This is a genomic window from Pseudomonas sp. GNP014 (assembly GCF_054344005.1).
The window spans coordinates 2,703,868-2,729,183 of sequence record NZ_JBTGUS010000001.1 but is presented as its reverse complement, the minus strand read 5'-3'; the positions used below and the strand labels follow the sequence as shown (position 1 = coordinate 2,729,183).

At 61.0% G+C, this 25,316-nt stretch carries 23 protein-coding genes; 10 read left to right on the top strand and 13 right to left on the bottom strand.

The genetic code is table 11. The annotated features are described in order from the left end of the window. Positions 1-98: 98 nt before the first annotated feature. Positions 99-404: a ribbon-helix-helix domain-containing protein gene (locus ACXX9E_RS12205; protein ID WP_458555470.1), complete on the bottom strand. Its 306-nt coding sequence runs from the start codon at positions 402-404 to the stop codon at positions 99-101. Positions 405-417: 13 nt separating this feature from the next. Continuing rightward, complete coding sequence (locus ACXX9E_RS12200; protein WP_123465380.1) at positions 418-999, bottom strand: DJ-1/PfpI family protein; 582 nt, start codon at positions 997-999, stop codon at positions 418-420. Between the two features lie 291 nt (positions 1,000-1,290). Here ACXX9E_RS12200 and ACXX9E_RS12195 point away from each other — a divergent pair, with 291 nt between their 5' ends. Beyond that, positions 1,291-2,196: a DMT family transporter gene (locus ACXX9E_RS12195; RefSeq protein ID WP_222833504.1), complete on the top strand. Its 906-nt coding sequence runs from the start codon at positions 1,291-1,293 to the stop codon at positions 2,194-2,196. 46 nt (positions 2,197-2,242) lie between these two features. On the opposite strand, the gene ACXX9E_RS12190 is transcribed toward ACXX9E_RS12195, so the two are convergent. From ACXX9E_RS12190 to ACXX9E_RS12175, 4 genes are all read right to left on the bottom strand, one after another. Beyond that, positions 2,243-3,460, bottom strand: coding sequence for a class I SAM-dependent methyltransferase (locus tag ACXX9E_RS12190; protein WP_222833505.1), 1,218 nt, complete (start codon positions 3,458-3,460; stop codon positions 2,243-2,245). A 284-nt stretch (positions 3,461-3,744) separates the two neighbouring features. Then, a complete protein-coding gene (locus tag ACXX9E_RS12185; protein WP_186744524.1) occupies positions 3,745-4,362 on the bottom strand; it encodes a TPM domain-containing protein in 618 nt (205 codons plus the stop codon). Between the two features lie 32 nt (positions 4,363-4,394). Then, positions 4,395-5,147 (bottom strand): TPM domain-containing protein, encoded by a 753-nt coding sequence (locus ACXX9E_RS12180; RefSeq protein ID WP_186744521.1) that lies wholly within the window; start codon positions 5,145-5,147, stop codon positions 4,395-4,397. Positions 5,148-5,160: 13 nt separating this feature from the next. Further along, complete coding sequence (locus ACXX9E_RS12175; protein WP_128616228.1) at positions 5,161-5,769, bottom strand: LemA family protein; 609 nt, start codon at positions 5,767-5,769, stop codon at positions 5,161-5,163. A 259-nt stretch (positions 5,770-6,028) separates the two neighbouring features. Here ACXX9E_RS12175 and bglX point away from each other — a divergent pair, with 259 nt between their 5' ends. Next, a complete protein-coding gene (gene bglX / locus ACXX9E_RS12170; RefSeq protein ID WP_186744519.1) occupies positions 6,029-8,320 on the top strand; it encodes a beta-glucosidase BglX in 2,292 nt (763 codons plus the stop codon). 70 nt (positions 8,321-8,390) lie between these two features. Here bglX and ACXX9E_RS12165 read toward each other — a convergent pair whose 3' ends face one another. From ACXX9E_RS12165 to ACXX9E_RS12145, 5 genes are all read right to left on the bottom strand, one after another. After that, entirely contained in the window at positions 8,391-9,548 is a 1,158-nt protein-coding gene (locus ACXX9E_RS12165) for a phospholipase D-like domain-containing protein (protein ID WP_267804440.1), read from the bottom strand. Position 9,549: 1 nt separating this feature from the next. Further along, on the bottom strand, positions 9,550-10,140 hold the full coding sequence (locus tag ACXX9E_RS12160; protein ID WP_458555469.1) for a YceI family protein: 591 nt from the start codon (positions 10,138-10,140) through the stop codon (positions 9,550-9,552). Between the two features lie 218 nt (positions 10,141-10,358). Beyond that, complete coding sequence (locus ACXX9E_RS12155; RefSeq protein ID WP_429541328.1) at positions 10,359-10,655, bottom strand: amidase; 297 nt, start codon at positions 10,653-10,655, stop codon at positions 10,359-10,361. After that, complete coding sequence (locus tag ACXX9E_RS12150) at positions 10,652-11,731, bottom strand: serine hydrolase domain-containing protein (RefSeq protein ID WP_458555468.1); 1,080 nt, start codon at positions 11,729-11,731, stop codon at positions 10,652-10,654. The genes ACXX9E_RS12155 and ACXX9E_RS12150 overlap by 4 nt, the downstream gene beginning before the upstream one ends. 180 nt (positions 11,732-11,911) lie before the next feature. Then, the gene (locus tag ACXX9E_RS12145) at positions 11,912-12,790 is read right to left on the bottom strand and encodes an acyl-CoA dehydrogenase family protein (RefSeq protein WP_458555467.1); all 879 of its coding nucleotides are present in this window, start codon (positions 12,788-12,790) and stop codon (positions 11,912-11,914) included. A 154-nt stretch (positions 12,791-12,944) separates the two neighbouring features. Here ACXX9E_RS12145 and olsB point away from each other — a divergent pair, with 154 nt between their 5' ends. Next, positions 12,945-13,700 (top strand): L-ornithine N(alpha)-acyltransferase, encoded by a 756-nt coding sequence (olsB, locus tag ACXX9E_RS12140; RefSeq protein WP_016982801.1) that lies wholly within the window; start codon positions 12,945-12,947, stop codon positions 13,698-13,700. Beyond that, on the top strand, positions 13,700-14,494 hold the full coding sequence (locus tag ACXX9E_RS12135) for a lysophospholipid acyltransferase family protein (RefSeq protein WP_123465356.1): 795 nt from the start codon (positions 13,700-13,702) through the stop codon (positions 14,492-14,494). Before olsB ends, ACXX9E_RS12135 begins: the two co-directional genes overlap by 1 nt. Positions 14,495-14,606: 112 nt before the next feature. Here ACXX9E_RS12135 and ACXX9E_RS12130 read toward each other — a convergent pair whose 3' ends face one another. Further along, complete coding sequence (locus tag ACXX9E_RS12130) at positions 14,607-15,185, bottom strand: acyl carrier protein phosphodiesterase (protein ID WP_458555466.1); 579 nt, start codon at positions 15,183-15,185, stop codon at positions 14,607-14,609. Between the two features lie 168 nt (positions 15,186-15,353). Here ACXX9E_RS12130 and ACXX9E_RS12125 point away from each other — a divergent pair, with 168 nt between their 5' ends. From ACXX9E_RS12125 to ACXX9E_RS12115, 3 genes are read left to right on the top strand one after another with little or no spacing between them, the layout of a single operon-like run. Further along, the gene (locus ACXX9E_RS12125) at positions 15,354-15,656 is read left to right on the top strand and encodes an ArsR/SmtB family transcription factor (protein WP_016771327.1); all 303 of its coding nucleotides are present in this window, start codon (positions 15,354-15,356) and stop codon (positions 15,654-15,656) included. 34 nt (positions 15,657-15,690) lie between these two features. Further along, positions 15,691-16,857, top strand: a complete 1,167-nt coding sequence (locus ACXX9E_RS12120) for an MFS transporter (protein ID WP_458555465.1) — start codon at positions 15,691-15,693, stop codon at positions 16,855-16,857. Between the two features lie 28 nt (positions 16,858-16,885). Then, the gene (locus tag ACXX9E_RS12115) at positions 16,886-17,935 is read left to right on the top strand and encodes an alkene reductase (protein ID WP_123465350.1); all 1,050 of its coding nucleotides are present in this window, start codon (positions 16,886-16,888) and stop codon (positions 17,933-17,935) included. A gap of 376 nt (positions 17,936-18,311) precedes the next feature. Here the strand turns inward: ACXX9E_RS12115 and emhR are convergent, their stop codons facing one another. After that, a complete protein-coding gene (gene emhR / locus ACXX9E_RS12110; RefSeq protein WP_123465348.1) occupies positions 18,312-18,944 on the bottom strand; it encodes an efflux system transcriptional repressor EmhR in 633 nt (210 codons plus the stop codon). Between the two features lie 266 nt (positions 18,945-19,210). On the opposite strand from emhR, the gene emhA reads away from it, so the two are divergent. Genes emhA through emhC form a run of 3 tightly spaced genes read left to right on the top strand, consistent with a single transcriptional unit; the run spans position 19,211 to position 24,993 of the window. Beyond that, entirely contained in the window at positions 19,211-20,368 is a 1,158-nt protein-coding gene (gene emhA, locus ACXX9E_RS12105) for an efflux RND transporter periplasmic adaptor subunit EmhA (protein ID WP_123465345.1), read from the top strand. Positions 20,369-20,371: 3 nt separating this feature from the next. Then, positions 20,372-23,536, top strand: coding sequence for an efflux RND transporter permease subunit EmhB (emhB, locus tag ACXX9E_RS12100; protein WP_123465343.1), 3,165 nt, complete (start codon positions 20,372-20,374; stop codon positions 23,534-23,536). Continuing rightward, complete coding sequence (gene emhC / locus ACXX9E_RS12095) at positions 23,533-24,993, top strand: efflux RND transporter outer membrane subunit EmhC (RefSeq protein ID WP_123465341.1); 1,461 nt, start codon at positions 23,533-23,535, stop codon at positions 24,991-24,993. The genes emhB and emhC overlap by 4 nt, the downstream gene beginning before the upstream one ends. The last annotated feature ends 323 nt before the right edge of the window (positions 24,994-25,316 follow it).

Below are 25,316 nucleotides of genomic sequence, written 5' to 3'. Positions count from 1 at the left end.
CAAGCTCGCTCCCACAAGGTTCTTCAGCGAACACAAAATTTGTGAGCACCAGAGAAAACTGTGGGGGTTTGCCCGCGATGGGGTCAACTCGGTCAGGGCTATTTCACCAGCGCCCGCACCACCGACAACTCCGGCGCACTCACCCGCCGCTGACTCAGATACCGCGTACAACTCACCCGCAGGAACGAGGCGAAATTCACCACTTCGGCGCGATAGTCCATCACCTCTTCATACAGCTTGGCGATCAGTTGATTGGTGGTCATGCCGTCAACTTCGGCGATTTCGCTGAGGATGTCCCAGAACTGGTTTTCCAGGCGCAGCGTCGTCACCACGCCGCAGATGCGCAGCGAGCGCGAGCGGGATTCGTAGAGAATCGGATCGGCCTTGACGTAGAGCTCGCACATGGACGAATCCTCGTTACAGGGTGATTTTGGTGCCAAGCAAGCCGAGGAAACCGGCCAGCCAGTTCGGATGCGCCGGCCAGGCCGGTGCAGTGGCCAGATTGCCTTGAACGTGGCCGTCCGTCACCGGGATGTCGATGTACGTACCACCGGCCAGGCGCACTTCCGGGGCACAGGCCGGATAGGCGCTGCACTCGCGCCCTTCGAGAACGCCCGCCGCCGCCAGCAGTTGCGCACCGTGGCAGACCGCCGCAATCGGCTTGCCGGCCTTGTCGAAGGCACGCACCAGTTCGAGGACTTTTTCGTTCAGGCGCAGGTATTCCGGCGCACGACCGCCGGGGATCAGCAGGGCGTCGTAGTCGGCTTCGGCGACCTTGGCAAAGTCGAAGTTGAGGGCGAACAGGTGACCGGGTTTCTCGCTGTAGGTCTGATCGCCTTCGAAGTCATGGATCGCGGTGCGCACGGTCTTGCCGGCGGCTTTGTCCGGGCACACGGCGTGCACGGTATGCCCGACCATTTGCAGGGCCTGGAACGGCACCATCACTTCGTAGTCTTCGACGTAATCGCCGACCAGCATCAGAATTTTTTTCGCGGCCATGGGGAGGACTCCTCTGGGAAATGCCTGGGAGTATTCAAGGTAGACCTTATCCGTTCGGGCGGGTAACAACCGGCTACTACCGAGTTGACTTCATCGCTGGCAAGCCAGCTCCCACAGGTTCTGTGTCGATCACCCATTTGGCGCTCAACTCGGACACTGTGGGAGCTGGCTTGCCAGCGATGGCAAACTCGAACTGTACGCCTAAGTCTGTGCCTAGCTGTAACAGCCAGAAGTCCACGGTTTATGGCTTTATGAGGCTCGTTCCCTGCCACCCTCAATTTCGGTCTTCCTATGTCTTCGCGCGAAAACACCGGCATGGCCCTCGGCCTGCTCGGGGTTGTGATTTTCAGCCTCACCCTGCCCTTCACCCGGATCGTGGTGCAGGAACTGCATCCATTGCTCAATGGCCTGGGGCGGGCGCTGTTCGCGGCAATCCCGGCAGCATTGCTGTTGTTGTGGCGCCGGGAAAAATGGCCGACCTGGCAGCAGATCAAAGGCCTGAGCCTGGTGATCGCCGGGGTGATCCTCGGCTTCCCGGTGTTGTCGGCGTGGGCCATGCAGACCTTGCCGGCGTCCCACGGCGCACTGGTCAATGGCTTGCAGCCGCTGTGCGTGGCGCTGTATGCGGCGTGGCTGTCCCATGAACGGCCGTCGAAAGCCTTCTGGGCCTGCGCCGCGCTGGGCAGTGCGCTGGTGCTCGGTTACGCGTTGTACACCGGTGCCGGCAGCATTCAGGCCGGGGACCTGTTGATGCTCGGCGCAATTGCCGTGGGTGGCCTGGGGTATGCCGAGGGTGGCCGCCTGGCGAAGGAGATGGGCGGCTGGCAGGTGATCTGCTGGGCGCTGGTGCTGTCGACGCCGCTGCTGATCGGGCCGGTGCTGTACCTGGCGCTGCAACATCACGGCGCAGTGTCGGCCAGGACCTGGTGGGCTTTTGGCTACGTCGCGCTGTTCTCGCAGTTTCTCGGGTTCTTCGCCTGGTACGCCGGGCTGGCGATGGGCGGGATTGCGCGGGTCAGTCAGATCCAGTTGCTGCAGATCTTCTTCACCATCGCGTTTTCGGCGTTGTTCTTTGGCGAACATGTGGAGCCGATCACCTGGGTATTTGCCTGCGGGGTAATTGCGACGGTGATGCTCGGTCGCAAGACCGTCATCAAACCCCATGTGGGAGCGAGCGTGCTCGCGAAGGCCGACTGACCGTCACAATGATGTCGCGAGCAGGCTTGCTTCCACAGGATCCAGGTCAGGCCAGGTAACCGTCTGCGCGCAGCAGGGTTTCCAGGCAGTGCTCGCTGATGTTGTAGAAATCTTTCAACGCCTGAATCTTCACCAACAGCTGAGCCGGGTCCAGCGGCTCGGCGCGTTTCACCGCCAGAATCATCTTGTTCTTGTTGGTGTGTTCCAGCGAGATGAACTCGAACACCTTGGTCTCGTAACCACAGGCTTCGAGGAACAGCGCGCGCAAGCTGTCAGTGACCATTTCCGCCTGCTGGCCGAGGTGCAGACCGTATTGCAGCATCGGTTTGAGCAGTGCCGGGCTCTGGATCTGCAGACGAATCTGCTTGTGGCAGCACGGCGAGCACATGATGATCGAGGCACCCGAGCGGATGCCGGTATGGATCGCGTAATCGGTGGCGATGTCGCAGGCATGCAGGGCGATCATCACGTCCAGCTCGCTCGGCGCCACGCTGCGCACGTCACCGCACTTGAACACCAGCCCCGGGTGTTCCAGCTTCGCGGCGGCGGCGTTGCACAGGTTGACCATTTCCTCGCGCAATTCGACGCCGGTGACTTCGCCTTCGGCCTTGAGCGTGTTGCGCAGGTAATCATGGATGGCAAACGTCAGGTAACCCTTGCCCGAACCGAAATCCGCGACCCGCACCGGTTTGTCCAGCGCCAGCGGTGACGAGGTCAGGGCGTGGCTGAACACTTCGATGAACTTATTGATTTGCTTCCACTTGCGCGACATGGCCGGGATCAGCTCGTGTTGCGCGTTGGTCACGCCGAGGTCCTTGAGGAACGGTCGACTGAGCTCCAGAAAACGGTTTTTCTCGCGGTTGTGCTCGGCGGACGGCGCTTCACGCAATTGCTGAGGTTTGCTCTTGAACAGCGAAGACTTGCCCTTTTTGCTGTATTCGAGCTGGGCTTCGTCGGTCACGGTCAGCAAATGCGCATTTTTGAACGCGGCCGGCAGCAGCTCGGCAATCACCGCCACGCCTTCGCTCAGCGCCAGATTCTTGGTGATGTCACGGGTCTTGTAGCGATAGACGAACGACAGGTTCGGCTGGGCCTTGACCGTCACCGCTTTGATGATGATCCGCTGCAGATCCGCCTCTTCTCCGACGTACTTGGCCAGCACCAGTTTGATGAAGCCGTTCTGCTCGAGGCTGGTTTGCAGCAGTTCGATGAACTGGGCGTGGTGATCGGGCGCAGGCTTGATGGATGGGGCGGTAACGGACATGAAAAAGCGGCCTCGGACGGGCGAAATCGGGAATGGCGGGTATTTTAGGGGGGATGGGGGTTGGGGACACGCTCTTATTTGCCGAACGGTTGGTTAAAACGGCCCTCACCCTAGCCCTCTCCCAGAGGTAGAGGGGACTGATTGGGGGATATTGACGAGATACACCGACTTGAACGATTTGCCTTGAATCCATAATCGACACGGTTTTTCAGGTCGATGTCGAGCGCAAGACACCTCGGTCGGCGCCCTCTCCCTCCGGGAGAGGGCTGGGGTGAGGGTTTGTCTCACCCCAGCACAATCAACCGATTCGGCAACTCATTCCTCACCTGCGTCACCGGCACATGCACTTTCAGCAATTCCCCACACGCTTCGATACAGGTGACAAACCCCTCCAGCGTGCGCCCTTGCCTGACCTGCTCGGTAAACGCCGCAACAATCAAATCCCAGCTCTTGTTGTCCAGCCGCCGGGAAATGCCCTCGTCCACCAGAATCTCCACGTAACGCTCGGCCTCGCAGACAAAGATCAGCATGCCGGTGCTGCCGACGGTGTGGTGCAGGTTCTGTTCGAGAAATTGCCGCCGCGCCAGGTTCGATGCACGCCAGTGGCGCACGCGGCGCGGGACCAGGTGAGTGGTGACTTTCGGCAGGCGAAACAGCAGGCACAGGACAATGAACAGCCCCCACTGCACCAGTAACAGACTGCGCATGGTCAACCAGCCCGTCAGGTAGTGGACGATGCCTGGCACCAGCAACGCCAGCAGACTGGCCCACAGCAACGGGATGTACGCATAGTCGTCGGCGCGGGCTGCCAGCACCGTCACCAGTTCGGCGTCAGTGTCGCGTTCGACCCGGGCGATCGCCTCGGCGACTTTGCGCTGTTCGTGTTCAGTCAGTAATGCCATGTCGAAAGTGCCTGCTCATTATTCTTTTAATGTCACCAGCCGCCGGACGAACCGCCGCCGCCGAAACTGCCCCCGCCGCCGCTGAAGCCCCCGCCTCCGCCGCCGCCACCAAATCCACCGCCGCCGAAGCCGCCCCCGCCACCGGAGCCGCCACGGCCGGCGGGAAGGATACCGAGCATCTGGCAGACAAACACCGTCAGGATGAACAACATCACCAGAAAAACGAACAACAGCGGATGGCGCGAGACAAAATCGTTTTGCGGATCACCGCTCGACTCATACACCGTCGACGGCTCGTCCAGCGGATTACCGCCGAGCACCACCAGCATCGCCGCCACGCCGTCGCTGATGCCCTTGCTGAAATTGCCGGCCTTGAACGCCGGAGTGATGACCTGGTGGATGATCACCGATGTCTGGGCGTCAGTCAGGCGATCCTCCAGCCCGTAACCGACTTCGATGCGCAGCTTGCGCTCGTCCCGGGCGACGATCAGCAGCGCGCCGTTGTTCTTGTCCTTCTGGCCGATGCCCCAGTGCCGGCCCAGTTGCACGCCGTAATCCTCGATGGTGGTGCCTTGCAGGTCCGGCACCGTGACCACCACCAGTTGCTCGCCGGTCGTCTGCTCGTGCGCCTGCAATTGCTGGCTCAGTTGCGCACGCACCGACGGCTCGATCATTTGCGCTTCGTCGACCACGCGTCCGCTCAGCGCCGGGAACGTCAACTCGGCCCGGGCGCTGACGGCGAACAGCCACAGGATCAGCACCAGGCCTATCTTCAACACACGCATGAATAACCTCGGGTCAGAACTTCACTTCCGGGGCCTTTTCCGCACCGGGGGTCGTGGCTTCGAAGGTTTCGCGAATCGGCAGATCGCTGTACATCACGCTGTGCCAGAGGCGACCGGGAAACGTGCGGATCTCGGTGTTGTACTTCTGCACCGCCAGAATGAAATCGCGCCGCGCCACGGCAATACGGTTTTCCGTGCCTTCGAGCTGCGATTGCAAGGCGAGGAAGTTCTGGTTGGCTTTCAGGTCCGGATAACGCTCGGAGACCACCATCAAGCGACTCAACGCGCCGCTCAGTTGATCCTGCGCCTGCTGGTACTGCTTGAGTTTCTCAGGATTGTCGAGGGTGCTGGCATCGACCTGGATCGACGTCGCCTTGGCCCGGGCTTCGACGACCGCTGTCAGGGTTGCCTCTTCATGCTTGGCGTAACCCTTCACGGTTTCCACCAGGTTGGGAATCAGGTCCGCGCGACGCTGATACTGGTTCTGCACCTGGCCCCAGGCGGCCTTGGCCTGTTCGTCGAGGGTTGGAATATTGTTGATGCCGCACGCAGTCAGCAGCGTTGCCAATATCAGTAACGTGACAACCTGCAAACGCGAACGGTAGATCGGACTGACATTCATCAAAATGATGCTCCCTGGCACATTTCATTTAAAACCGAGCGCGAAACATTCTCGCCGGCTGTTGGGGCATAATCGGCCGCGCCACTGGATTGCGACGGGCCAATGGGCTAAAAAGTGCCCTGCGCGCTCACGCTGCCAACCGTCGGCTGCCGTTTTCCGGCTCTGACTTTTCGAGCCTGCACCCGAACAACAATAGTCGCTCCCTAAATTTTGGCTGGCCGGCATTGCATTGCCGTTTGGGCCCTAGAGAAAAACATTCATGAAGAAGCTGTGTTTGCTGGGTCTGTTCGTCAGCCTGGCCAGTCATCAAGTATTGGCCGCCACGACCCCGGTACCCCTGGAAAACAAGGACGCGTTCATCAGCAACCTGATGAAGCAAATGACCCTCGACGAGAAGATCGGCCAGTTGCGCCTGATCAGCATCGGCCCGGAAATGCCTCGCGAGCTGATCCGCAAAGAGATCGCCGCCGGCAACATCGGCGGCACGTTCAACTCGATCACCCGCCCGGAAAACCGTCCGATGCAGGACGCGGCGATGCGCAGTCGCCTGAAGATTCCGATGTTTTTTGCGTACGACGTGATCCACGGTCACCGTACGATTTTCCCCATTCCACTGGCCCTCGCCTCGAGCTGGGACATGGACGCCATCGGCCAGTCCGGGCGCGTTGCCGCCAGGGAAGCCGCGTCCGACAGCCTCGACATCACCTTCGCGCCGATGGTCGATATCTCCCGTGACCCACGTTGGGGCCGCAGCTCCGAAGGTTTCGGTGAAGACACTTACCTGACCTCGCGCATCGCCAAAGTCATGGTCAAGGCCTATCAGGGCGACACCCCGAGCGCCGCCGACAGCATCATGGCCAGCGTCAAGCACTTCGCCCTGTACGGTGCGGTCGAGGGTGGTCGCGACTACAACACCGTCGACATGAGCCCGGTAAAGATGTACCAGGACTACCTGCCACCGTACCGCGCCGCGATTGATGCCGGCGCTGGCGGCGTGATGGTGGCGCTGAACTCGATCAACGGCATCCCGGCCACGGCCAACACCTGGCTGATGAACGACCTGCTGCGCAAGGACTGGGGCTTCAAGGGCCTGGCGGTCAGCGACCACGGCGCGATCTTCGAACTGATCAAGCACGGCGTGGCACGCGACGGTCGTGAAGCGGCGAAGCTGGCGATCAAGGCCGGCATCGACATGAGCATGAACGACACCCTGTACGGCAAAGAGCTGCCGGGGCTGCTCAAGTCTGGCGACATCGAACAGAAAGACATCGACAACGCGGTGCGCGAAGTGCTCGCCGCCAAGTACGACATGGGCCTGTTCAAAGACCCGTACCTGCGCATCGGCAAGGCTGAAGATGATCCGGCCGACACCTACGCCGACAGCCGCCTGCACCGCGCCGAGGCCCGTGACGTGGCGCGCCGCAGTCTGGTGCTGCTGAAGAACCAGAACGACACCCTGCCGCTGAAGAAAGACGCGAAAGTCGCCCTGGTCGGCCCGCTGGCCAAGGCGCCGATCGACATGATGGGCAGTTGGGCTGCCGCCGGGCGCCCTGCGCAGTCGGTGACCCTGTTCGACGGCATGAGTTCGGTGATCGGCGACAAGGCGAACCTGATCTACGCCCGTGGCGCCAACATCACCAGCGACAAGAAGGTCCTGGACTACCTGAACTTCCTCAACTTCGACGCGCCGGAAGTGGTCGATGACCCGCGTCCGGCCAACGTACTGATCGACGAAGCGGTGAAAGCCGCCAAGGACGCTGACGTGATCGTCGCAGCGGTGGGCGAGTCCCGTGGCATGTCCCACGAATCCTCGAGCCGTACCGACCTGAACATCCCGCAGAACCAGCGCGAGCTGATCCGCGCACTGAAAGCCACCGGCAAGCCGCTGGTGCTGGTATTGATGAACGGCCGGCCGCTGACCATCCTCGAAGAGAACCAGTCGGCTGACGCGATTCTGGAAACCTGGTTCAGTGGCACCGAGGGCGGCAACGCCATCGCTGACGTGCTGTTCGGCGACTACAACCCGTCGGGCAAACTGCCGGTGACCTTCCCGCGCTCCGTGGGCCAGATTCCGACCTATTACAACCACCTGAGCATTGGCCGGCCATTCACGCCGGGCAAACCGGGCAACTACACCTCGCAGTATTTCGATGACACCACTGGTCCGCTGTTCCCGTTCGGTTATGGCCTGAGCTACACCAGCTTCGCCCTGAGCGACATGGCGCTGTCGTCGACAACCCTGAACGCCACCGGCAAGCTCGACGCCAGCGTCACGCTGAAGAACACCGGCAAACGTGACGGCGAAACCGTGGTGCAGCTGTACATTCAGGACGTCACCGGCTCGATGATCCGCCCGGTGAAAGAACTGAAGAACTTCCAGAAAATCATGCTCAAGGCCGGCGAACAGAAAGTCGTGCACTTCACCATCACCGAGGATGACCTGAAGTTCTACAACGCCCAGCTCAAATACGCGGCCGAGCCTGGCAAGTTCAACGTGCAGATCGGCCTGGATTCCCAGGACGTGACGCAGCAGAGCTTTGAATTGCTGTAAGAACGGAAGCTACACAAAAAACCTGTGGGAGCTGGCTTGCCAGCTCCCACAGTGTTTTGGGGTGTTGCAACTAGCCGCGTCTATCGAGGATATTGACCACCACCCGATCCACCCATCCCCACACCCGCTGCTTCACCCGCCGCCACAACGGTCGGCGCTGCCATTCTTCCAGACTCACCTGTTGGCTCAGCCCGAAGTCCTTCACGAAACTCGCCTGCACTGCTGCCGTCAACGACGGATCCAGCGCTTCCAGGTTCGCCTCCAGATTGAAGCGTAAATTCCAGTGATCGAAGTTGCATGAGCCGATGCTCACCCAATCGTCCACCAGCACCATTTTCAAATGCAGAAAGCACGGCTGGTATTCAAAGATCTGCACCCCGGCCTTGAGCAGTCGCGGGTAGTAACGATGCCCGGCGTAGCGCACCGAGGGGTGATCGGTGCGCGGGCCGGTCAGCAGCAGGCGCACATCGACGCCACGCGCGGCCGCTTTGCGCAGGGAGCGGCGAATTTTCCAGGTGGGCAGGAAGTACGGCGTGGCCATCCAGATGCGTTGCTGTCCGCTGTTCAAGGCGCGGAACAGTGATTGCAGAATGTCGCGATGCTGGCGGGCGTCGGCATACGCTACGCGGCCCATGCCCTCGCCCTTGTCCGGTACTCGTGGCAAACGCGGCAGACCGAAATGCGCGGCCGGTCGCCAGGCGCGGCGATAGCGGTTGGCGATCCATTGGCGGTCGAACAGTAATTGCCAGTCAATCACCAGCGGGCCGCTGATTTCCACCATCACCTCATGCCATTCACTGGTGGCGTGGCCCGGCGTCCAGAATTCATCGGTGACACCGGTCCCCCCCACCACTGCCAGACGCTGATCAACCAACAACAGCTTGCGATGATCGCGGTAGAAATTGCCGACCCAGCGCCGCCAGTTCAGGCGATTGTAGAAACGCAGCTCGACGCCGGCCTGGATCAGGCGCTGACGCAGATGCAGGGTAAACGCGAGGCTGCCGTAATCATCGAACAGGCACCGCACGCGCACCCCGCGCTCGGCCGCCAGCACCAGGGCTTGCACGATGGTTTCGGCACAGGCGCCAGCCTCGACCAGATACAACTCAAGCTCGATCTGCTCCTGAGCGCCGGCAATCTGCTCGAGCATGCGCGGGAAAAATTGCGGGCCGTCGATCAACAACTCGAACCGGTTGCCGTCACGCCACGGAAACACCCCACCGCGCATGTCAGCGCGCCGTGAAGATCAGCACCGCACCCACCGGCACTGACAGACTGATGGCTGACAGGTCGGCCAGTTTGCGCAAGGACTCCAGCCCCGGCGCCAGATCGAAATCCTCGGCGTTGATCACCAAGGGCTCCAGCGTGACCACTTGAAACCGGCGGTCATCGAGACGCGTTGCCAGCAGTTCGGCGGGATATTCGTGTTGTTTGCCGTGCAGGTTGACGGTCACCGGCAAGCGCAACTCCAGCTGCGCGCCGGGGGCCAGATCGTTGATCGGCCGCAGGTCGATCCGGGTGGTGATGGTCGCTTCGGGGAATTGCTCGATCTGGAACAACTCTTTGCGCATGCGTTCATCACGCAGCGGGACGCCGCTGTTGATCGAGTCCAGCTCGACTTCGACTTCGGCGCGGCCATCCGGATCGACCTTGCCGTGCAACACCAGAAAGCGCTGCACTTCGGAGACGCTGGCGTTTTTCGTGCTGACGAACGAGAGCCGCGACGACTCGCCATCCAGGTACCAATTGGCCTGCGCCGGCAACGCGGCGGCAGCCAGCAACAGGCTGGACACGGTTGCAATGAGGGGGCGGTTGAACATTGAAGACTCGTGGGGGCAATAAACCTGCACGAACCTTAACCGCCCACGCAGTTATTGCAAACTGATCGCAGCAAATCTAACGATTGGTGAAAATCCCTGTGGGAGCTGGCTTGCCAGCGATAGCGCCAGGGCAGGCTCTATCTCTGTTGACTGAAACACCGTCATCGCTGGCAAGCCAGCTCCCACAGGGTTATCTACTGTCTGGCGGATCGAGGGTTTCAGGGATCGAGGCGACAGCCCTGGCGCTCGCCCTGCCAGCGGGCGCTGTTGCTGCGACCCAGGCCGCTGACAGTGATGGTTTTGCTGGCGGCGTCATCGCTAAAGTGGCGGGTCGGCAGCCACTGTTTCACATAGCCACGGCAATACCCGACGTCGTTGTTCATCACATAACGGCACGAACAATATTCCTTGGCGGTGTAGGCGCTGATGATGTCCGGGAACGCCCATAGATTTTCACGCTCGTAGCCGATCCACCCAAGCAACGCGATCAGCAGCACCAGCAACAAGCGCTTCATGGCTGCACCGCCTTCAACACACGTTTGAGCAATTCGTTGTGGCGGTAACTGCCATCACGATCATCGCCATAGCGCACGATCACCAGTTTTTCACTGGGAATCACGTACAGCGCCTGGCCCCAGTGGCCGAGGGCGGCGAAGGTGTCGGGAGGGGCGTCGGGCCACGGCGAGGCGGCGCCATCGGCCGGGCGATTGAGCCACCATTGCCCGCCGGGAACGGCTTCGTCCTGATGGGCCTTGTAACCGCTGAAGGGTTGACGGTTGAAGGCCAGCCAATCCTTGGGCAGCAATTGCCGATCCTTCCAGCGTCCATCGCGGGCCACCAACAGACCGACCCGCGCCAGATCCCGCGCCGTCAGATAAGCGTAGGACGACGCGACAAACGTGCCGGCGGCATCGGTTTCCCACACGGCGTGGCGGATATCCAGGGGTTCGAACAACGCCGTCCACGGGTAGTCCGGATAACGTTGCGCGCCGACGATGTTTTTCAAGGCGGCGGCGAGCAGGTTGCTGTCGCCGCTGGAGTAACGGAACGCCTGCCCCGGTTCGGCATAGGCTGCGTGATCGGCGCTGAACGCCGCCATGTCTTGATGACCACGGGTGTAGAGCATCGCCACCACCGAGGATTTCAGCGGTGCGTACTCGTAGTCTTCCTGCCAGTCGATGCCTGAGGCCCAGTGCAGCAGGTCGGCGATTTTGATCGTCGGGTGTTTTTCCAGCGGTGGGTAAAACTGCACGGCCGGGTTTTCGAGTTTGAACAGGCCTTCGCCGTACGCCACGCCGAGGACGGTGGCCATCAGGCTTTTGCTGATCGACCAGGTCAGGTGCGGGGTTTGTTCGGTGGTCGGGCCGGCGTAGCGTTCGTAGATGATCTGGCCATCGCGGACGATCAACAAGGCATCGGTGCGGACGCCCTGGCGGGTGCTGTCATCGCGGGACGGGAAGGCGTAACGCTCCAAGACCTCGACGGCCGGGCCGGTGATCTTCGGGCCGATTGGCCATTGTTCGCCGGGCCATGGTTCGGCTTGAACGGTGAAGCAGATCAGCAGCAGAAACAGCGACAGGCCTTTGCACATGACGAGGGCTCTTGGGGATAACCTGCTGAGATTAGTCGGGGCTCATGACAAATTTGAGATTTTGCTGTCCATGAGATCGCCATCGCTGGCAAGCCAGCTCCCACAGGGTTCTTTCGTGAATACAAATTTTGTGAACACCTGTGAAACCTGTGGGAGCTGGCTTGCCAGCGATGGGGCCAGTCAGGACACCGCCAAAGCCTTGGCCAAGCGCTTGGCCCGAGCCCCCGCCGCCAATTGCATCACCCCCTGATCGCGCTGCCACATCTGCGCCCACTCCGGATTGCCCTCGGCCAACGCCTGATCGATCTCGGGTTTGAACGCATCAAACTGCGCAAACAACCCGCCCAGCAACACATGCCCGGCGGGATTGTTCGGCGGCTGCCGACTCGCTTCGGCACACCCGGCCAACAGCGCCAGCAAGCGCAATTGCAGGGTCTGCGGCCAGTCGCTGTCCTGGCCGACGCCGTACAGCCACGCGGTCATCGCGCTCAGGACATAGACATCTTCAAGGGTACGAAACGGTTTGACGTAAGCATCCCAGCCATCACCCGCGAGCAACTCGCACAACGCACCATCCAGCTGCAAACGGCCATGACTGATGTCGGGCATCAACGGTAGCGCCGGCAGTTTTTCCACGCTCACGCCGGGTTCACCGGGATAGACCACGGCCAGACTCAGACGCGGCGTTTCACCGGGTTCCTCACTGCGTGCCGCGATCAACAACCAGTCGGCAGCATCGCCGGCCGTGACGAAATCCTTGCGCCCGTTCAGGCGCAAATCCGTCAGCCGGGTCTGCATGTCTGCCGGGCGCAGGCTGCGCTGTTCGGTCGCACACAATGCACCGAGGCTCAGTGGCGCGCTCGGCCACAACATCCTCAGCGCCGCCTGATAACCGATCAGAAACGCCAGCCTCGGCGTCGCCATCCGCCGTGCGCCGGCCACCGCCAATTCAAACGGTGTGACGTTGCCCAGTTGATGCAACAACGTCGCAAAACCCTCCGCAAGGTCAGGGGCGGCGGGCAACCGTTCACGGTTTTGCAGCAGAGCGGGCCAGGGCATAAGAGGCTCCTTGAGGGCTGTCATATAAGCATCACCGAACGTTCATGGCGATGACACCGGGGCTACATAGCCTGACTTTGCACAACACGGCTGCATAAAGAAAGTCGATCGGCTGCAACCCACGACGGGTTAAAGGCCCGTACGGAGATTCACAATGACTCAGATCGCCCGCATCAGCGACACCGGCAATGAACGCCGCCTGCAAGCCGAACGCCTGATCGGCGCCGAGGCTCTGCAGCAAGCCCAGGCCTTGCGTTTCAACGTTTTCAGCGGCGAGTTCAACGCCAAACTGAAAGGCGCGGAACTGGGTCTGGACATGGATGACTATGATGTTCACTGCAGCCACATCGGTGTGCGTGACTTGAACACCGGCCGTTTGGTCGCGACCACCCGCCTGCTCGATCACACCGCCGCCAGCAGCCTGGGCAAGTTCTACAGCGAAGAAGAATTCAGCCTGCATGGCCTGGCGCATCTGCAAGGCCCGATTCTGGAAATCGGCCGCACCTGCGTCGACCCGGCGTACCGCAACGGCGGCACCATCGCGGTGTTGTGGGGCGAATTGGCCGAAGTGTTGAATCAGGGCGGTTACAGCTACTTGATGGGTTGCGCGAGCATTCCGATGCAGGACGGCGGCATTCAGGCCCACGCGATCATGCAGCGCCTGCGCGAACGTTATCTGTGCACCGAAAACCTGCGCGCCGAGCCGAAAAATCCGCTGCCAACGCTGGACATCCCGTCCAACGTGATCGCCGAAATGCCGCCCCTGCTCAAGGCTTATATGCGTCTGGGCGCGAAGATCTGCGGCGAGCCGTGCTGGGACGAAGACTTCCAGGTTGCAGACGTGTTTATCCTGCTCAAGCGCGACGAACTCTGTCCGCGCTACGCCAAGCACTTCAAGGCGGCTGTGTGATGAGCCGGCTGCGGGTGTACGCGCGAATCGCGCGAGTGTTGCTGGTGGTGGCTCTGGGCTTGACCATGGCCAGCGTCTTTGGCGTGTTCGAACGGATTGGCCTGGCGCATTCAATGGAGCGTCGCCAGCGCTGGTCGCGCTTTTTCATGGCGCGTCTGAGCAATGCCCTGCCCTTTCGCGTGACCGTGCACGGCGAGCTGCCGAAGCAGCCGATGCTGTGGGTCAGCAACCATGTGTCATGGACCGACATTCCCCTGCTCGGTATGCTTACGCCGCTGTCGTTTCTGTCCAAGGCCGAAGTGCGCACCTGGCCGGTGGCCGGCTGGCTGGCGGCCAAGGCCGGCAGTCTGTTCATCCGTCGCGGTTCGGGCGACAGCCAGTTGATCCGCAAGCAGATGACCCGTCACCTGCAAACCGATCATGCGCTGCTGATGTTCCCGGAAGGCACCACCACCGACGGCCGCTCGCTGCGGACCTTCCATGGGCGCCTGTTGTCGGCGGCGATTGATTCGCAAGTGATGCTGCAACCGGTGGCGATCCGTTATCTGCGCGATGGCGAAATCGACGCGCTGGCGCCGTTCATTGGTGACGACGATTTGCTCTCGCATCTGATGCGCCTGTTCAGCCACGATTGCGGTGACGTAGAAGTGCACCTGCTCAAGCCGATTGCCTGCCAGGGTCGTGAGCGTGCGGCATTGGCGTTTGAAGCGCAGCAGGCGGTGCAGAAGGCGTTGTTTGGTGAGGTGGCGAAACCCGCTGAACCACGTCGTGCCGGCGAGCTGATCGCCGCCTGAAAACGCACTTCTCCCCTGTGGGAGCGAGCTTGCTCGCGAAAGCGGTATGTCATTCAAAGTTGGTGTTGGCTGACACGACGCCTTCGCGAGCAAGCTCGCTCCCACATTGGTTTTATGTCATTGACGGGTTTTGGGCGAAGTCCTGAAGTTGCGGGTAGAACAACCGGAAGTCTTCGCTCAATGGCTCATACAACCGCCGCAATTCCTGCATCGCCCCCGCCAGTTCTTCCGGCCGAGTCAACCGCCGCGAGATCCCGCGCAATACCTGCTCCAGCACTTCAAATTCCTGATACGAACCCAGCCAGTCATTGGCGACCATGTGCGGGGCAATCTTCGCCAGTCGCTCGGGCAATTGCGGTTCACGGGACAGCACCCGGTACACATCTGCGGTGAAGTGCTCCAGCGGCTGATCGGCATACAGCGTCCAGTCTCGCGCCAGGCAATGATCAAAAAACACATCGAGAACGATCCCGGCATAACGCCGGCGGGTCTGGCTAAAGCGCCCGAGGGCGGTGTCCACCAACGGATGACGATCGGTAAATACGTCAATCCGTCGATGCAGTTGAATGGCCGCCTCGACCTCCGGAGCGAACTGCCCTTGCAGCCGGCCTTTGACGAAGTCGCCATAGAGGCTGCCGAGTAATTGGCCGGGACGCTGGCCACCGAGGTGCAAATGTGCGAGATAGTTCATGGGCGCAGCTTAGCACTGCGTCCTGCAATCAACACCCCATGTATCGTTATAACCCGATATACCGATTTATGCTGAGTTCAGATCAAAATCATATTGGTGTATCGCGAATTAACGATTTAAAGTTCGCCTCATCGCGATATAGCGTTGTACACACACGAGCACCCTGCCATGAACCTTGACCTCGACGAAATAATAAAAGCCCTGGCGCACCCAGTACGGCGAGACATCCTCAATTGGCTGAAAGACCCGAAAGGCGAGTTCCCGGAACAGTTGCACAACCACGAGTACGGCATCTGCGCCGGGCAGATCGATCAGCGCTGCGGCCTGTCGCAATCGACTGTCTCGGCACACCTGGCAACGTTGCAACGCGCCGGTCTGATCAGCAGCCAGAAGGCCGGTCAATGGCACTTTTTCAAACGTAACGAGGACGTGATCCAGGCGTTCCTCAGCACCCTCAGTAAAGAGCTCTGACCCTTAACGTCAGCCAGCCGACAAGGAAACCTGCATGCCCCTCTCGCTACTCATACTCGCCTTGAGCGCCTTCGCCATCGGCACCACCGAGTTCGTCATCATGGGCCTGCTGCCCGATGTGGCGGCCGACCTCGGTGTGTCGATCCCCGGCGCCGGCTGGCTGGTGACCGGCTACGCCCTCGGCGTGGCCATGGGTGCACCGTTCATGGCCCTGGCCACGGCAAAACTGCCACGCAAGGCTGCACTGGTCGCGTTGATGGGCATCTTTATTGTCGGCAACCTGCTTTGCGCCATCGCCAGTGACTACAACGTGCTGATGTTTGCCCGCGTGATCACTGCGCTGTGCCACGGTGCCTTCTTCGGTATCGGTTCGGTGGTGGCGGCCAATCTGGTGCCGGCGAACAAACGCGCTTCGGCCGTGGCCCTGATGTTCACCGGCCTGACCCTGGCCAACGTCCTCGGCGTGCCGCTGGGCACCGCACTGGGTCAGGAAGCCGGCTGGCGTTCGACCTTCTGGGCCGTGACCGTCATCGGTGTGATCGCACTGATCGGCCTGATCCGCTTCCTGCCGGCCAAACGTGACGAGGAAAAACTCGACATGCGCGCCGAACTCGCCGCCCTCAAAGGCGCCGGTATCTGGCTGTCGCTGAGCATGACCGCGCTGTTCGCCGCCTCGGTGTTCACCCTGTTCACTTACGTGGCGCCGCTGCTCGGCGAAGTCACCGGCGTGTCGCCCCGTGGCGTGACCTGGACGCTGATGCTGATCGGCCTGGGCCTGACGGTCGGCAACATCATCGGCGGCAAGCTGGCCGACAAAGGCATGGCCGCCACGCTGATCGGCGTATTCATCGCCATGGCCGTGGTCTCCACCGTGCTGACCTGGACCAGCGTCGCGCTGATCCCGACAGAAATCACCCTGTTCCTCTGGGCCACCGCCTGTTTCGCCGCCGTGCCGGCACTGCAAGTCAACGTGGTGACCTTCGGCAAAGCGGCACCGAACCTGGTTTCGACCCTGAACATCGGCGCGTTCAACGTCGGCAATGCCCTTGGCGCCTGGGTCGGCGGCACCGTCATCGCGCACGGCTACGGCCTGACCAGCGTGCCGCTCGCAGCCGCCGCGCTGGCAGTGCTCGCCCTGCTGGTGACCCTGATCACTTTCCGTCAGAACGGCAACGCCGATCTGGCCCCGGCAACCAACTGATTAACTTTTACTTATGAGGGTTGTAGACATGGCAACTATTTTTGATCCGATCAAACTCGGCGACGTCGAACTGGCCAACCGCATCATCATGGCCCCGCTGACTCGCTGCCGCGCCGACGAAGGCCGTGTGCCGAACGCGCTGATGGCCGAGTACTACGTACAACGCGCCTCTGCCGGCCTGATCCTGTCCGAAGCCACTTCGGTGACACCGATGGGCGTCGGTTACCCGGACACCCCGGGTATCTGGTCCAATGACCAGGTGCGTGGCTGGGCCAACGTGACCAAGGCCATTCACGCGGCCGGCGGCAAGATCTTCCTGCAACTGTGGCACGTTGGCCGTATCTCCCACGAGTCGTACCTGAACGGTGAAACCCCGGTTGCGCCGAGCGCGATCCAGCCTAAAGGTCACGTCAGCCTGGTGCGTCCAATGGCTGACTACCCAACCCCGCGCGCTCTGGAAACCGCTGAAATCGCCGACATCGTCGACGCTTACCGCACCGGTGCCGAAAACGCCAAGGCGGCTGGTTTCGACGGCGTGGAAATCCACGGCGCCAACGGTTACCTGCTCGACCAGTTCCTGCAAAGCAGCACCAACCAGCGTACCGACCTCTACGGCGGCTCCCTGGAAAACCGCGCCCGTCTGCTGCTGGAAGTGACTGACGCGGCGATCGAAGTCTGGGGCGCTGGCCGCGTCGGTGTGCACCTGGCACCGCGCGCCGATTCCCACGACATGGGCGATGACAACCTGGCGGAAACCTTCACCTACGTCGCCCGTGAGCTGGGCAAACGCGGTATCGCGTTCATCTGCTCCCGCGAGAAAGAAGGCGCCGACAGCCTCGGCCCACAACTGAAGGAAGCCTTCGGTGGCCCGTACATCGCCAACGAACGTTTCACCAAAGACAGCGCCAACGCCTGGCTGGCGGCTGGCAAGGCAGATGCCGTGGCATTCGGCGTGCCGTTCATCGCCAACCCGGATCTGCCGGCACGCCTGAAGGCGGATGCGCCGTTGAACGAGGCGCGTCCAGAGCTGTTCTACGCCAAAGGCCCGATCGGCTACATCGACTACCCGACGCTGTAAGCCGTAACGTTGGAAGACAAAAGCCCCCGACTCGTGAGAGCCGGGGGCTTTTTTGTTCGCCTGAAGATTGATTGGGCGGCTGAGTACGTGGCCCCTCACCCCAGCCCTCTCCCAAGGGCGAGGGAGCCGATCTGTGTGCTTTTCAAATCTGGAGTTCGGCCCTGATATCTCAGGTCGGTGTAACTCGAATAAACAACACGGTCAGTCGCCTCTCCCTCTGGGAGAGGGTTAGGGTGAGGGCAGCAGCCAACACTTGTTCACACAGAAGACACAAATTCCCTACAAAATGCGTAGCTCGCTACGTATAAACTCCCTGCCGCGAACGTATATAAAAGCCGGCCAATTGACATAAGCTGTGCCAATTACGCATTTTGTTTCATTTGCGCAGGCTGGGGCTCAGGCGCAGCATATCCAACCCTGTATCGACCCAACGCTCGGCCTCGGCATGCAGCTCAAAGCTGTCCGGCGCCAAAAGCCATCCATACAGGAGGCCATCAATATAGCCATGAATACTGATGGCCGCACGGGCGGTGTCGAGATCTTCCGGCAACTGGCCGCGATTGACCGCATTACGCAAGGTCAGCGCGATGCGCTCATTGCAATCGAGACTGACTTCCCGGCGCTGCTGACGCAGATCGCACATTTCATCGGTGAACTCGCACTTATGAAACAGAATTTCGTTGATACGCCGGGTTTTCGGGTCCAGCGCAACTTGATGAAACAAATGAATCAGCAATTGGCGCATGCAGCCCAGCGGATCCAGCTCATCCTCACTTTCACTGGCCCGAGCCAGCTCATCCAGCGGCTCCCGCAAGGAGTCGAGCATGGCCTGTACCAGATCGGCCTTGTTACTGAAATGCCAATAAATAGCACCGCGCGTGACGCCGGCCAACGCCGCGATATCCGCCAGGGTGGTGCGCGCAACGCCCCTTTCATAAAAAGCTTTCTCCGCCGCTTCCAGAATCTGGCTACGGGTTTCTTGAGCTTCCTCTTTGGTACGACGGACCATGGCAGTAAAACCTCAAACAGGATGTTTCAGGGATGGCTGAATATCCGCTGAATAAAGAGGGGGCGATCTCTCGTGAATCGGCTCCCCGGCCTACAATTTCAAACCTTGCGACGCGTTTTGTAACAGGGTGGGTACAACGCCAAGGTGTTTACAAACAACCATGAACGTAAGTATATTCCTTAGCAAGCTACTTATCCACCCGGAAGCCGTTTTTTACCCTTCCACACTTCTTGTGCGTTTTTCGCGCGCCTGACCCGAGGATCTTCATGCAATTCAAGCCAGCTGTTACCGCTCTGGTCACTGCCGTCGCCCTGGCATCGCTGCTCAGCGGATGTAAAAAGGAAGAAGCGGCTCCAGCCGCTCCGCCTCCTCAGGTCGGCGTCGTCACCCTGCAACCACAAGCGTTCACCCTCACGTCCGAACTGCCGGGGCGCACCAGTGCGTACCGCATTGCTGAAGTTCGACCGCAGGTCAACGGCATCATCCTCAAGCGTCTGTTCAAGGAAGGCGGCGACGTCAAAGCCGGCCAGCAGCTGTATCAGATTGACCCGGCGGTCTATGAAGCGACCCTGAAAAGCGCGGAAGCCAGCCTGCGTTCGACCAAGTCGATCTCCGACCGCTACAAGCAACTGGTCGATGAGCAGGCCGTGAGCCGTCAGGAATACGACACCGCCGTGTCCAACCGTATGGAATCGGAAGCGGCGTTGCAGAGCGCACAGATCAACGTGCGTTACACCAAGGTGTATGCGCCGATCTCCGGGCGTATCGGCCGCTCTTCGGTCACCGAAGGTGCCTTGGTGAGCAATGGTCAAACCGACGCCATGGCCGTGATCCAGCAATTGGACCCGATCTACGTTGACGTCACCCAGTCCTCGGTGGAGCTGCTGGAGCTGCGCCGCGAACTGGAAAGCGGTCGTCTGCAAAAAGCTGGCGACAACGCCGCCGCCGTCAAACTGACCCTGGAAGACGGCAGCCAATACAAGCTCGACGGTAAGCTGGAATTCTCCGAAGTGTCGGTCGACCAGACCACCGGTTCGGTGACCCTGCGCGCCGTGTTCCCGAACCCGGATCACACCCTGTTGCCAGGCATGTTCGTCCACGCCCAGTTGCAGGCAGGTGTGAACAGCGCGGCTATCCTCGCTCCGCAGCAAGGCGTGACCCGTGACCTCAAAGGCACGCCGACCGCACTGGTCGTCGGCCCGGACAACAAAGTCGAGTTGCGTCAGTTGAAGGCCAGCCGCACTGTCGGCAGCCAGTGGCTGATCGAAGACGGGTTGAAGGCCGGCGATCGCCTCATCACCGAAGGGCTGCAATTCGTCAAACCGGGCGTCGAGGTCAAACCGACCGAAGCGACCAACGTCGGCACCAAAAACCCGGCCCCCGCTCAGGCAGCTGACAAAGCCGCTGGCGGCAAAGGGGAGTAACTCATGTCGAAATTTTTTATCGACCGTCCGATTTTCGCCTGGGTAATTGCCCTGGTGATCATGCTGGTCGGGGCACTCTCGATCCTGAAACTGCCGATCAACCAGTACCCGAGCATTGCGCCTCCGGCCATCGCGATCTCCGTGACCTACCCGGGCGCTTCGGCGCAAACCGTGCAGGACACCGTGGTCCAGGTGATCGAGCAGCAGCTCAACGGTATCGACAACCTGCGTTATGTGTCCTCGGAAAGTAACTCCGACGGCAGCATGACCATCACCGCGACCTTCGAGCAAGGCACCAACTCCGACACCGCGCAGGTTCAGGTTCAGAACAAGCTGAACCTGGCCACCCCGCTGCTGCCGCAGGAAGTGCAGCAACAAGGTATCCGCGTCACCAAGGCAGTGAAAAACTTCCTCCTGGTGATCGGCGTGGTGTCGCGTGACGGCAGCATGACCAAGGACGACTTGTCCAACTACATCGTGTCGAACATGCAGGACCCGATCTCGCGGACCGCCGGTGTCGGTGACTTCCAGGTCTTCGGTGCCCAGTATGCGATGCGCATCTGGCTCGACCCGGCCAAGTTGAACAACTTCAACCTGACCCCGATCGACGTGAAGACTGCCATCGCGGCGCAGAACGTCCAGGTCTCGTCCGGCCAGCTCGGCGGCTTGCCTGCCGTGCAGGGTCAGCAACTGAACGCGACGATCATCGGCAAAACCCGTCTGCAAACGGCCGAGCAGTTCAAAGAGATTCTGCTCAAGGTCAACAAGGACGGCTCGCAGGTTCGCCTCAAAGACGTCGCCGACGTCGGCCTCGGTGGTGAGAACTACGCGATCAGCGCCCAGTTCAACGGCAGCCCGGCTTCCGGCCTGGCAGTCAAACTGGCCAACGGCGCCAACGCCCTCGACACCGCCAAGGCCCTGCGTAATACCATCGACAGCCTGAAGCCGTTCTTCCCGCCAGGCATGGAAGTGGTGTTCCCGTACGACACTACGCCGGTGGTGACCGAGTCGATCAAGGGTGTGGTTGAAACCCTGGTCGAAGCGATCGTGCTGGTGTTCCTGGTGATGTTCCTGTTCCTGCAAAATTTCCGCGCCACGGTCATCACCACGATGACCGTGCCGGTGGTACTGCTCGGTACGTTCGGCATCCTCGCCGCCGCCGGATTCAGCATCAACACCCTGACCATGTTCGGCATGGTGCTGGCCATCGGCTTGCTGGTGGACGACGCCATCGTCGTGGTGGAAAACGTCGAACGGGTGATGAGCGAGGAAGGCCTGTCACCGAAGGAAGCGACCAAAAAATCCATGGGCCAGATCCAGGGAGCCCTGGTCGGTATCGCCCTGGTGCTGTCGGCGGTACTGCTGCCGATGGCGTTCTTCGGCGGCTCAACCGGGGTGATCTACAAGCAGTTCTCCATCACCATCGTTTCGGCCATGGCGTTGTCGGTACTGGTTGCCCTGATCTTTACCCCTGCGCTGTGCGCCACCATGCTCAAGCCGATTCCCCATGGCGAGCACGGCATACCGAAAAAAGGCTTCTTCGGCTGGTTCAACCGTGGATTCGACCGCAGCGTCAAAAGCTACGAACGAGGCGTGGGCAATATCCTGCGTCACAAGGCCCCGTACCTGCTGGCTTACGTGATCATCTTCGTAGGTATGATCTGGCTGTTCCTGCGCATACCGTCCTCCTTCCTGCCGGAAGAAGACCAAGGCGTACTGTTTGCCCAGGTGCAGACACCGGCCGGTTCCAGTGCCCAGCGCACGCAGGTGGTCGTGGATGAAATGCGTGAATTCCTGCTGCGTCCGAGCAAGGATGGCGGCGAGGGTGACGCGGTCTCGTCGGTGTTCACCGTCACCGGCTTCAACTTCGCCGGCCGTGGTCAGAGTTCGGGTATGGCGTTCATCATGCTCAAGCCGTGGCACGAGCGGAACGCCGACAACAGCGTGTTCAAACTCGCCGCCCGCGCCCAGCAGCACTTCTTCAGTTTCCGCGATGCAATGGTGTTTGCCTTCGCCCCGCCTGCGGTACTGGAACTGGGTAACGCCACCGGATTCGACGTGTTCCTGCAGGACCGTGCCGGTATCGGCCATGATCAACTGATGGCTGCTCGCAACCAGTTCCTCGGCATGGCAGCGCAAAGCAAAGTGCTGTCGCAGGTGCGTCCAAACGGTCTGAACGACGAGCCGCAGTTCCAGCTCGAAATCGATGACGAGAAGGCCAGTGCACTGGGTATCACCATCAGCGACATCAACAACACCCTGTCGATTGCGCTGGGCAGTAGCTACGTCAACGACTTCATCGACCGCGGTCGCGTGAAGAAGGTGTATGTCCAGGGCCAGCCGGATTCACGGATGAGCCCGGAAGACCTGAAGAAGTGGTACGTGCGCAATGCCTCCGGCACCATGGTTCCGTTCTCGGCGTTTGCCAAGGGTGAGTGGATCTACGGGTCGCCGAAGCTGTCGCGTTACAACGGCGTGGAAGCGATGGAAATCCTCGGGGCCCCGGCACCGGGCTACTCCACCGGTGAAGCGATGGCTGAAGTCGAGGCAATCGCTGCCAAGCTACCTAAAGGTGTCGGTATTTCCTGGACCGGACTGTCCTATGAGGAACGTCTGGCAGGCTCGCAGGCGCCGGCGCTGTTTGCGCTGTCGTTGCTGATGGTATTCCTGTGTCTGGCGGCGCTGTACGAGAGCTGGTCGATCCCGATCGCCGTTGTGCTCGTAGTGCCGTTGGGGATTATCGGGGCATTGCTCGCCACCAGCCTGCGCGGCCTGTCCAACGACGTGTACTTCTTGGTGGGTCTGTTGACCACCATTGGTCTGGCGGCGAAAAACGCTATTCTGATCGTCGAGTTCGCCAAGGAGTTGCACGAGCAGGGCAACAGCCTGATCGACTCCGCAGTCGAAGCGTGCCGCATGCGTCTTCGCCCGATCATCATGACGTCCCTGGCGTTCATTCTGGGCGTCGTGCCACTGGCCATCTCCACCGGGGCCGGCTCGGGTAGCCAGCATGCCATCGGTACTGTGGTAATCGGCGGTATGATCACCGCCACGATCCTGGCGATCTTCTGGGTCCCACTGTTCTTTGTCACGGTTTCGTCCCTCGGCCAGCGCAAAATCGCCGACCAGGACGAGACGACTGAAACCCCTAAAGAGGCTGGCCAATGAGCAAGTCGCTACTCTCCATCGCAGTCGCCGCCTTCGTGCTGAGCGGTTGCTCGCTGATCCCCGATTATCAGCAGCCTGAAGCACCGGTTGCGGGCCAGTACCCGCAGGGCCCGGCGTACTCGCCGGCCCAGGCTCCGGCGCAAGCGGCTGCCGAGCAAGGCTGGAAGCAGTTTTTCCATGACCCGGCCCTGCAACAGCTGATCCAGGTCGCCCTGGAAAACAACCGCGACCTGCGTGTCGCGGCGCTGAACATCGACGCCTATGCGGCTCAATACCGCATCCAGCGTGCCGATCTGTTTCCGGCGGTGTCGGCCAATGCCAACGGCAGCCGTCAGCGGGTTCCGGCCCGTGCCTCGCAGACCGGTGAAGCGTCGATCAGCAGCTCCTACTCCGCTACCGTCGGCATCAGTGCCTACGAACTCGACCTGTTCGGTCGCGTTCGCAGCCTGAGCGAACAAGCGTTGCAACAATACTTCGCCACCGAAGAAGCACGGCGCAGTACCCAGATCAGTCTGGTGGCCAGCGTGGCCAACGCCTACCTGACCTGGCAAGCGGACAAGGAACTGCTCAAGCTCACGCAGGACACCCTCGGTGCCTTCGAGGAAAGCTACAAGCTGACCAGCCGCAGCAACGAAGTCGGCGTGGCCTCGGCACTCGACCTGGCGCAGTCGCGTACTTCCGTGGAAAACGCCCGGGCCCAACTGGCGCGTTATACCCGCCAGGTCGCGCAGGACGAAAACAGCCTGACCCTGCTGCTCGGCACCGGTATCCCGGCCAACCTGCAAGGGGCGAAGCCGCTGTCGGATGACCTGCTCAGCGACGTACCGGCCGGTCTGCCATCGGACTTGCTGCAACGTCGTCCGGACATCCTGCAAGCCGAGTACAACCTGAAGGCGGCCAACGCCAACATCGGCGCGGCCCGTGCCGCGTTCTTCCCGAGCATCAGCCTGACCGCCAACGCGGGTAGCTTGAGCCCGGACCTGTCCGGTCTGTTCAAGGGTGGTTCGGGGACGTGGCTGTTCCAGCCGCAGATCAACCTGCCGATCTTCAACGCCGGCAGCCTGCGCGCCAGCCTCGACTACGCCAAGATCCAGAAGGACATTGGCGTGGCGAACTACGAGAAGTCGATTCAGACCGCCTTCCAGGAAGTCGCCGACGGCCTGGCGGCCCGCCAGACCTACACCGAGCAGTTGCAGGCGCAGCGTGACTTCGTCGCGGCCAACCAGGATTACTACCGCCTGGCCGAGCGTCGTTACCGCATCGGTGTCGACAGCAACCTGACCTTCCTCGATGCCCAGCGTCAGCTGTTCAGTGCGCAACAGTCACTGATCACCGACCGCCTCGCGCAGCTGACCAGTGCGGTCAACCTGTACAAGGCCTTGGGTGGCGGCTGGAATGCGCAGACCGCGCAGAACGAAGCACTGAAAGAAGAAGCACCGAAGATGAAGCTGTTCTGATCATCTTCAGGTGAAAACAGGAAGCCCACCGATTGGTGGGCTTTTTGTTGCCTGTCAAAACGCTGTGGTATCCGACCCGGCCCCATCGCTGGCAAGCCAGCTCCCACAGATTTATCTGGGGGTCTGCAAATGTGTGCTCACTGAAGATCCTTGTGGGAGCTGGCTTGCCAGCGATGGGGCCTGATCCCCCCCCACAAAACCCGGCAGAATCTTGCGTTCGATAATCGCCCAGAACCCGCTTTCCCCGATTGAAACCCGCCCTTCGCGCCCCGCACCATTCGCTCCACAAAACCAATAACAACAGGTTCGATACCATGCTCCCG

Coding starts and splice junctions, on each gene's coding strand:
- ACXX9E_RS12205 (WP_458555470.1), bottom strand. CDS start 404: ATGTGCGAGCTCTACGTCAAGGCCGATCCGATTCTCTACGAATCCCGC.
- ACXX9E_RS12200 (WP_123465380.1), bottom strand. CDS start 999: ATGGCCGCGAAAAAAATTCTGATGCTGGTCGGCGATTACGTCGAAGAC.
- ACXX9E_RS12195 (WP_222833504.1), top strand. CDS start 1,291: ATGTCTTCGCGCGAAAACACCGGCATGGCCCTCGGCCTGCTCGGGGTT.
- ACXX9E_RS12190 (WP_222833505.1), bottom strand. CDS start 3,460: ATGTCCGTTACCGCCCCATCCATCAAGCCTGCGCCCGATCACCACGCC.
- ACXX9E_RS12185 (WP_186744524.1), bottom strand. CDS start 4,362: ATGGCATTACTGACTGAACACGAACAGCGCAAAGTCGCCGAGGCGATC.
- ACXX9E_RS12180 (WP_186744521.1), bottom strand. CDS start 5,147: ATGCGTGTGTTGAAGATAGGCCTGGTGCTGATCCTGTGGCTGTTCGCC.
- ACXX9E_RS12175 (WP_128616228.1), bottom strand. CDS start 5,769: ATGAATGTCAGTCCGATCTACCGTTCGCGTTTGCAGGTTGTCACGTTA.
- bglX (WP_186744519.1), top strand. CDS start 6,029: ATGAAGAAGCTGTGTTTGCTGGGTCTGTTCGTCAGCCTGGCCAGTCAT.
- ACXX9E_RS12165 (WP_267804440.1), bottom strand. CDS start 9,548: ATGCGCGGTGGGGTGTTTCCGTGGCGTGACGGCAACCGGTTCGAGTTG.
- ACXX9E_RS12160 (WP_458555469.1), bottom strand. CDS start 10,140: ATGTTCAACCGCCCCCTCATTGCAACCGTGTCCAGCCTGTTGCTGGCT.
- ACXX9E_RS12155 (WP_429541328.1), bottom strand. CDS start 10,655: ATGAAGCGCTTGTTGCTGGTGCTGCTGATCGCGTTGCTTGGGTGGATC.
- ACXX9E_RS12150 (WP_458555468.1), bottom strand. CDS start 11,731: ATGTGCAAAGGCCTGTCGCTGTTTCTGCTGCTGATCTGCTTCACCGTT.
- ACXX9E_RS12145 (WP_458555467.1), bottom strand. CDS start 12,790: ATGCCCTGGCCCGCTCTGCTGCAAAACCGTGAACGGTTGCCCGCCGCC.
- olsB (WP_016982801.1), top strand. CDS start 12,945: ATGACTCAGATCGCCCGCATCAGCGACACCGGCAATGAACGCCGCCTG.
- ACXX9E_RS12135 (WP_123465356.1), top strand. CDS start 13,700: ATGAGCCGGCTGCGGGTGTACGCGCGAATCGCGCGAGTGTTGCTGGTG.
- ACXX9E_RS12130 (WP_458555466.1), bottom strand. CDS start 15,185: ATGAACTATCTCGCACATTTGCACCTCGGTGGCCAGCGTCCCGGCCAA.
- ACXX9E_RS12125 (WP_016771327.1), top strand. CDS start 15,354: ATGAACCTTGACCTCGACGAAATAATAAAAGCCCTGGCGCACCCAGTA.
- ACXX9E_RS12120 (WP_458555465.1), top strand. CDS start 15,691: ATGCCCCTCTCGCTACTCATACTCGCCTTGAGCGCCTTCGCCATCGGC.
- ACXX9E_RS12115 (WP_123465350.1), top strand. CDS start 16,886: ATGGCAACTATTTTTGATCCGATCAAACTCGGCGACGTCGAACTGGCC.
- emhR (WP_123465348.1), bottom strand. CDS start 18,944: ATGGTCCGTCGTACCAAAGAGGAAGCTCAAGAAACCCGTAGCCAGATT.
- emhA (WP_123465345.1), top strand. CDS start 19,211: ATGCAATTCAAGCCAGCTGTTACCGCTCTGGTCACTGCCGTCGCCCTG.
- emhB (WP_123465343.1), top strand. CDS start 20,372: ATGTCGAAATTTTTTATCGACCGTCCGATTTTCGCCTGGGTAATTGCC.
- emhC (WP_123465341.1), top strand. CDS start 23,533: ATGAGCAAGTCGCTACTCTCCATCGCAGTCGCCGCCTTCGTGCTGAGC.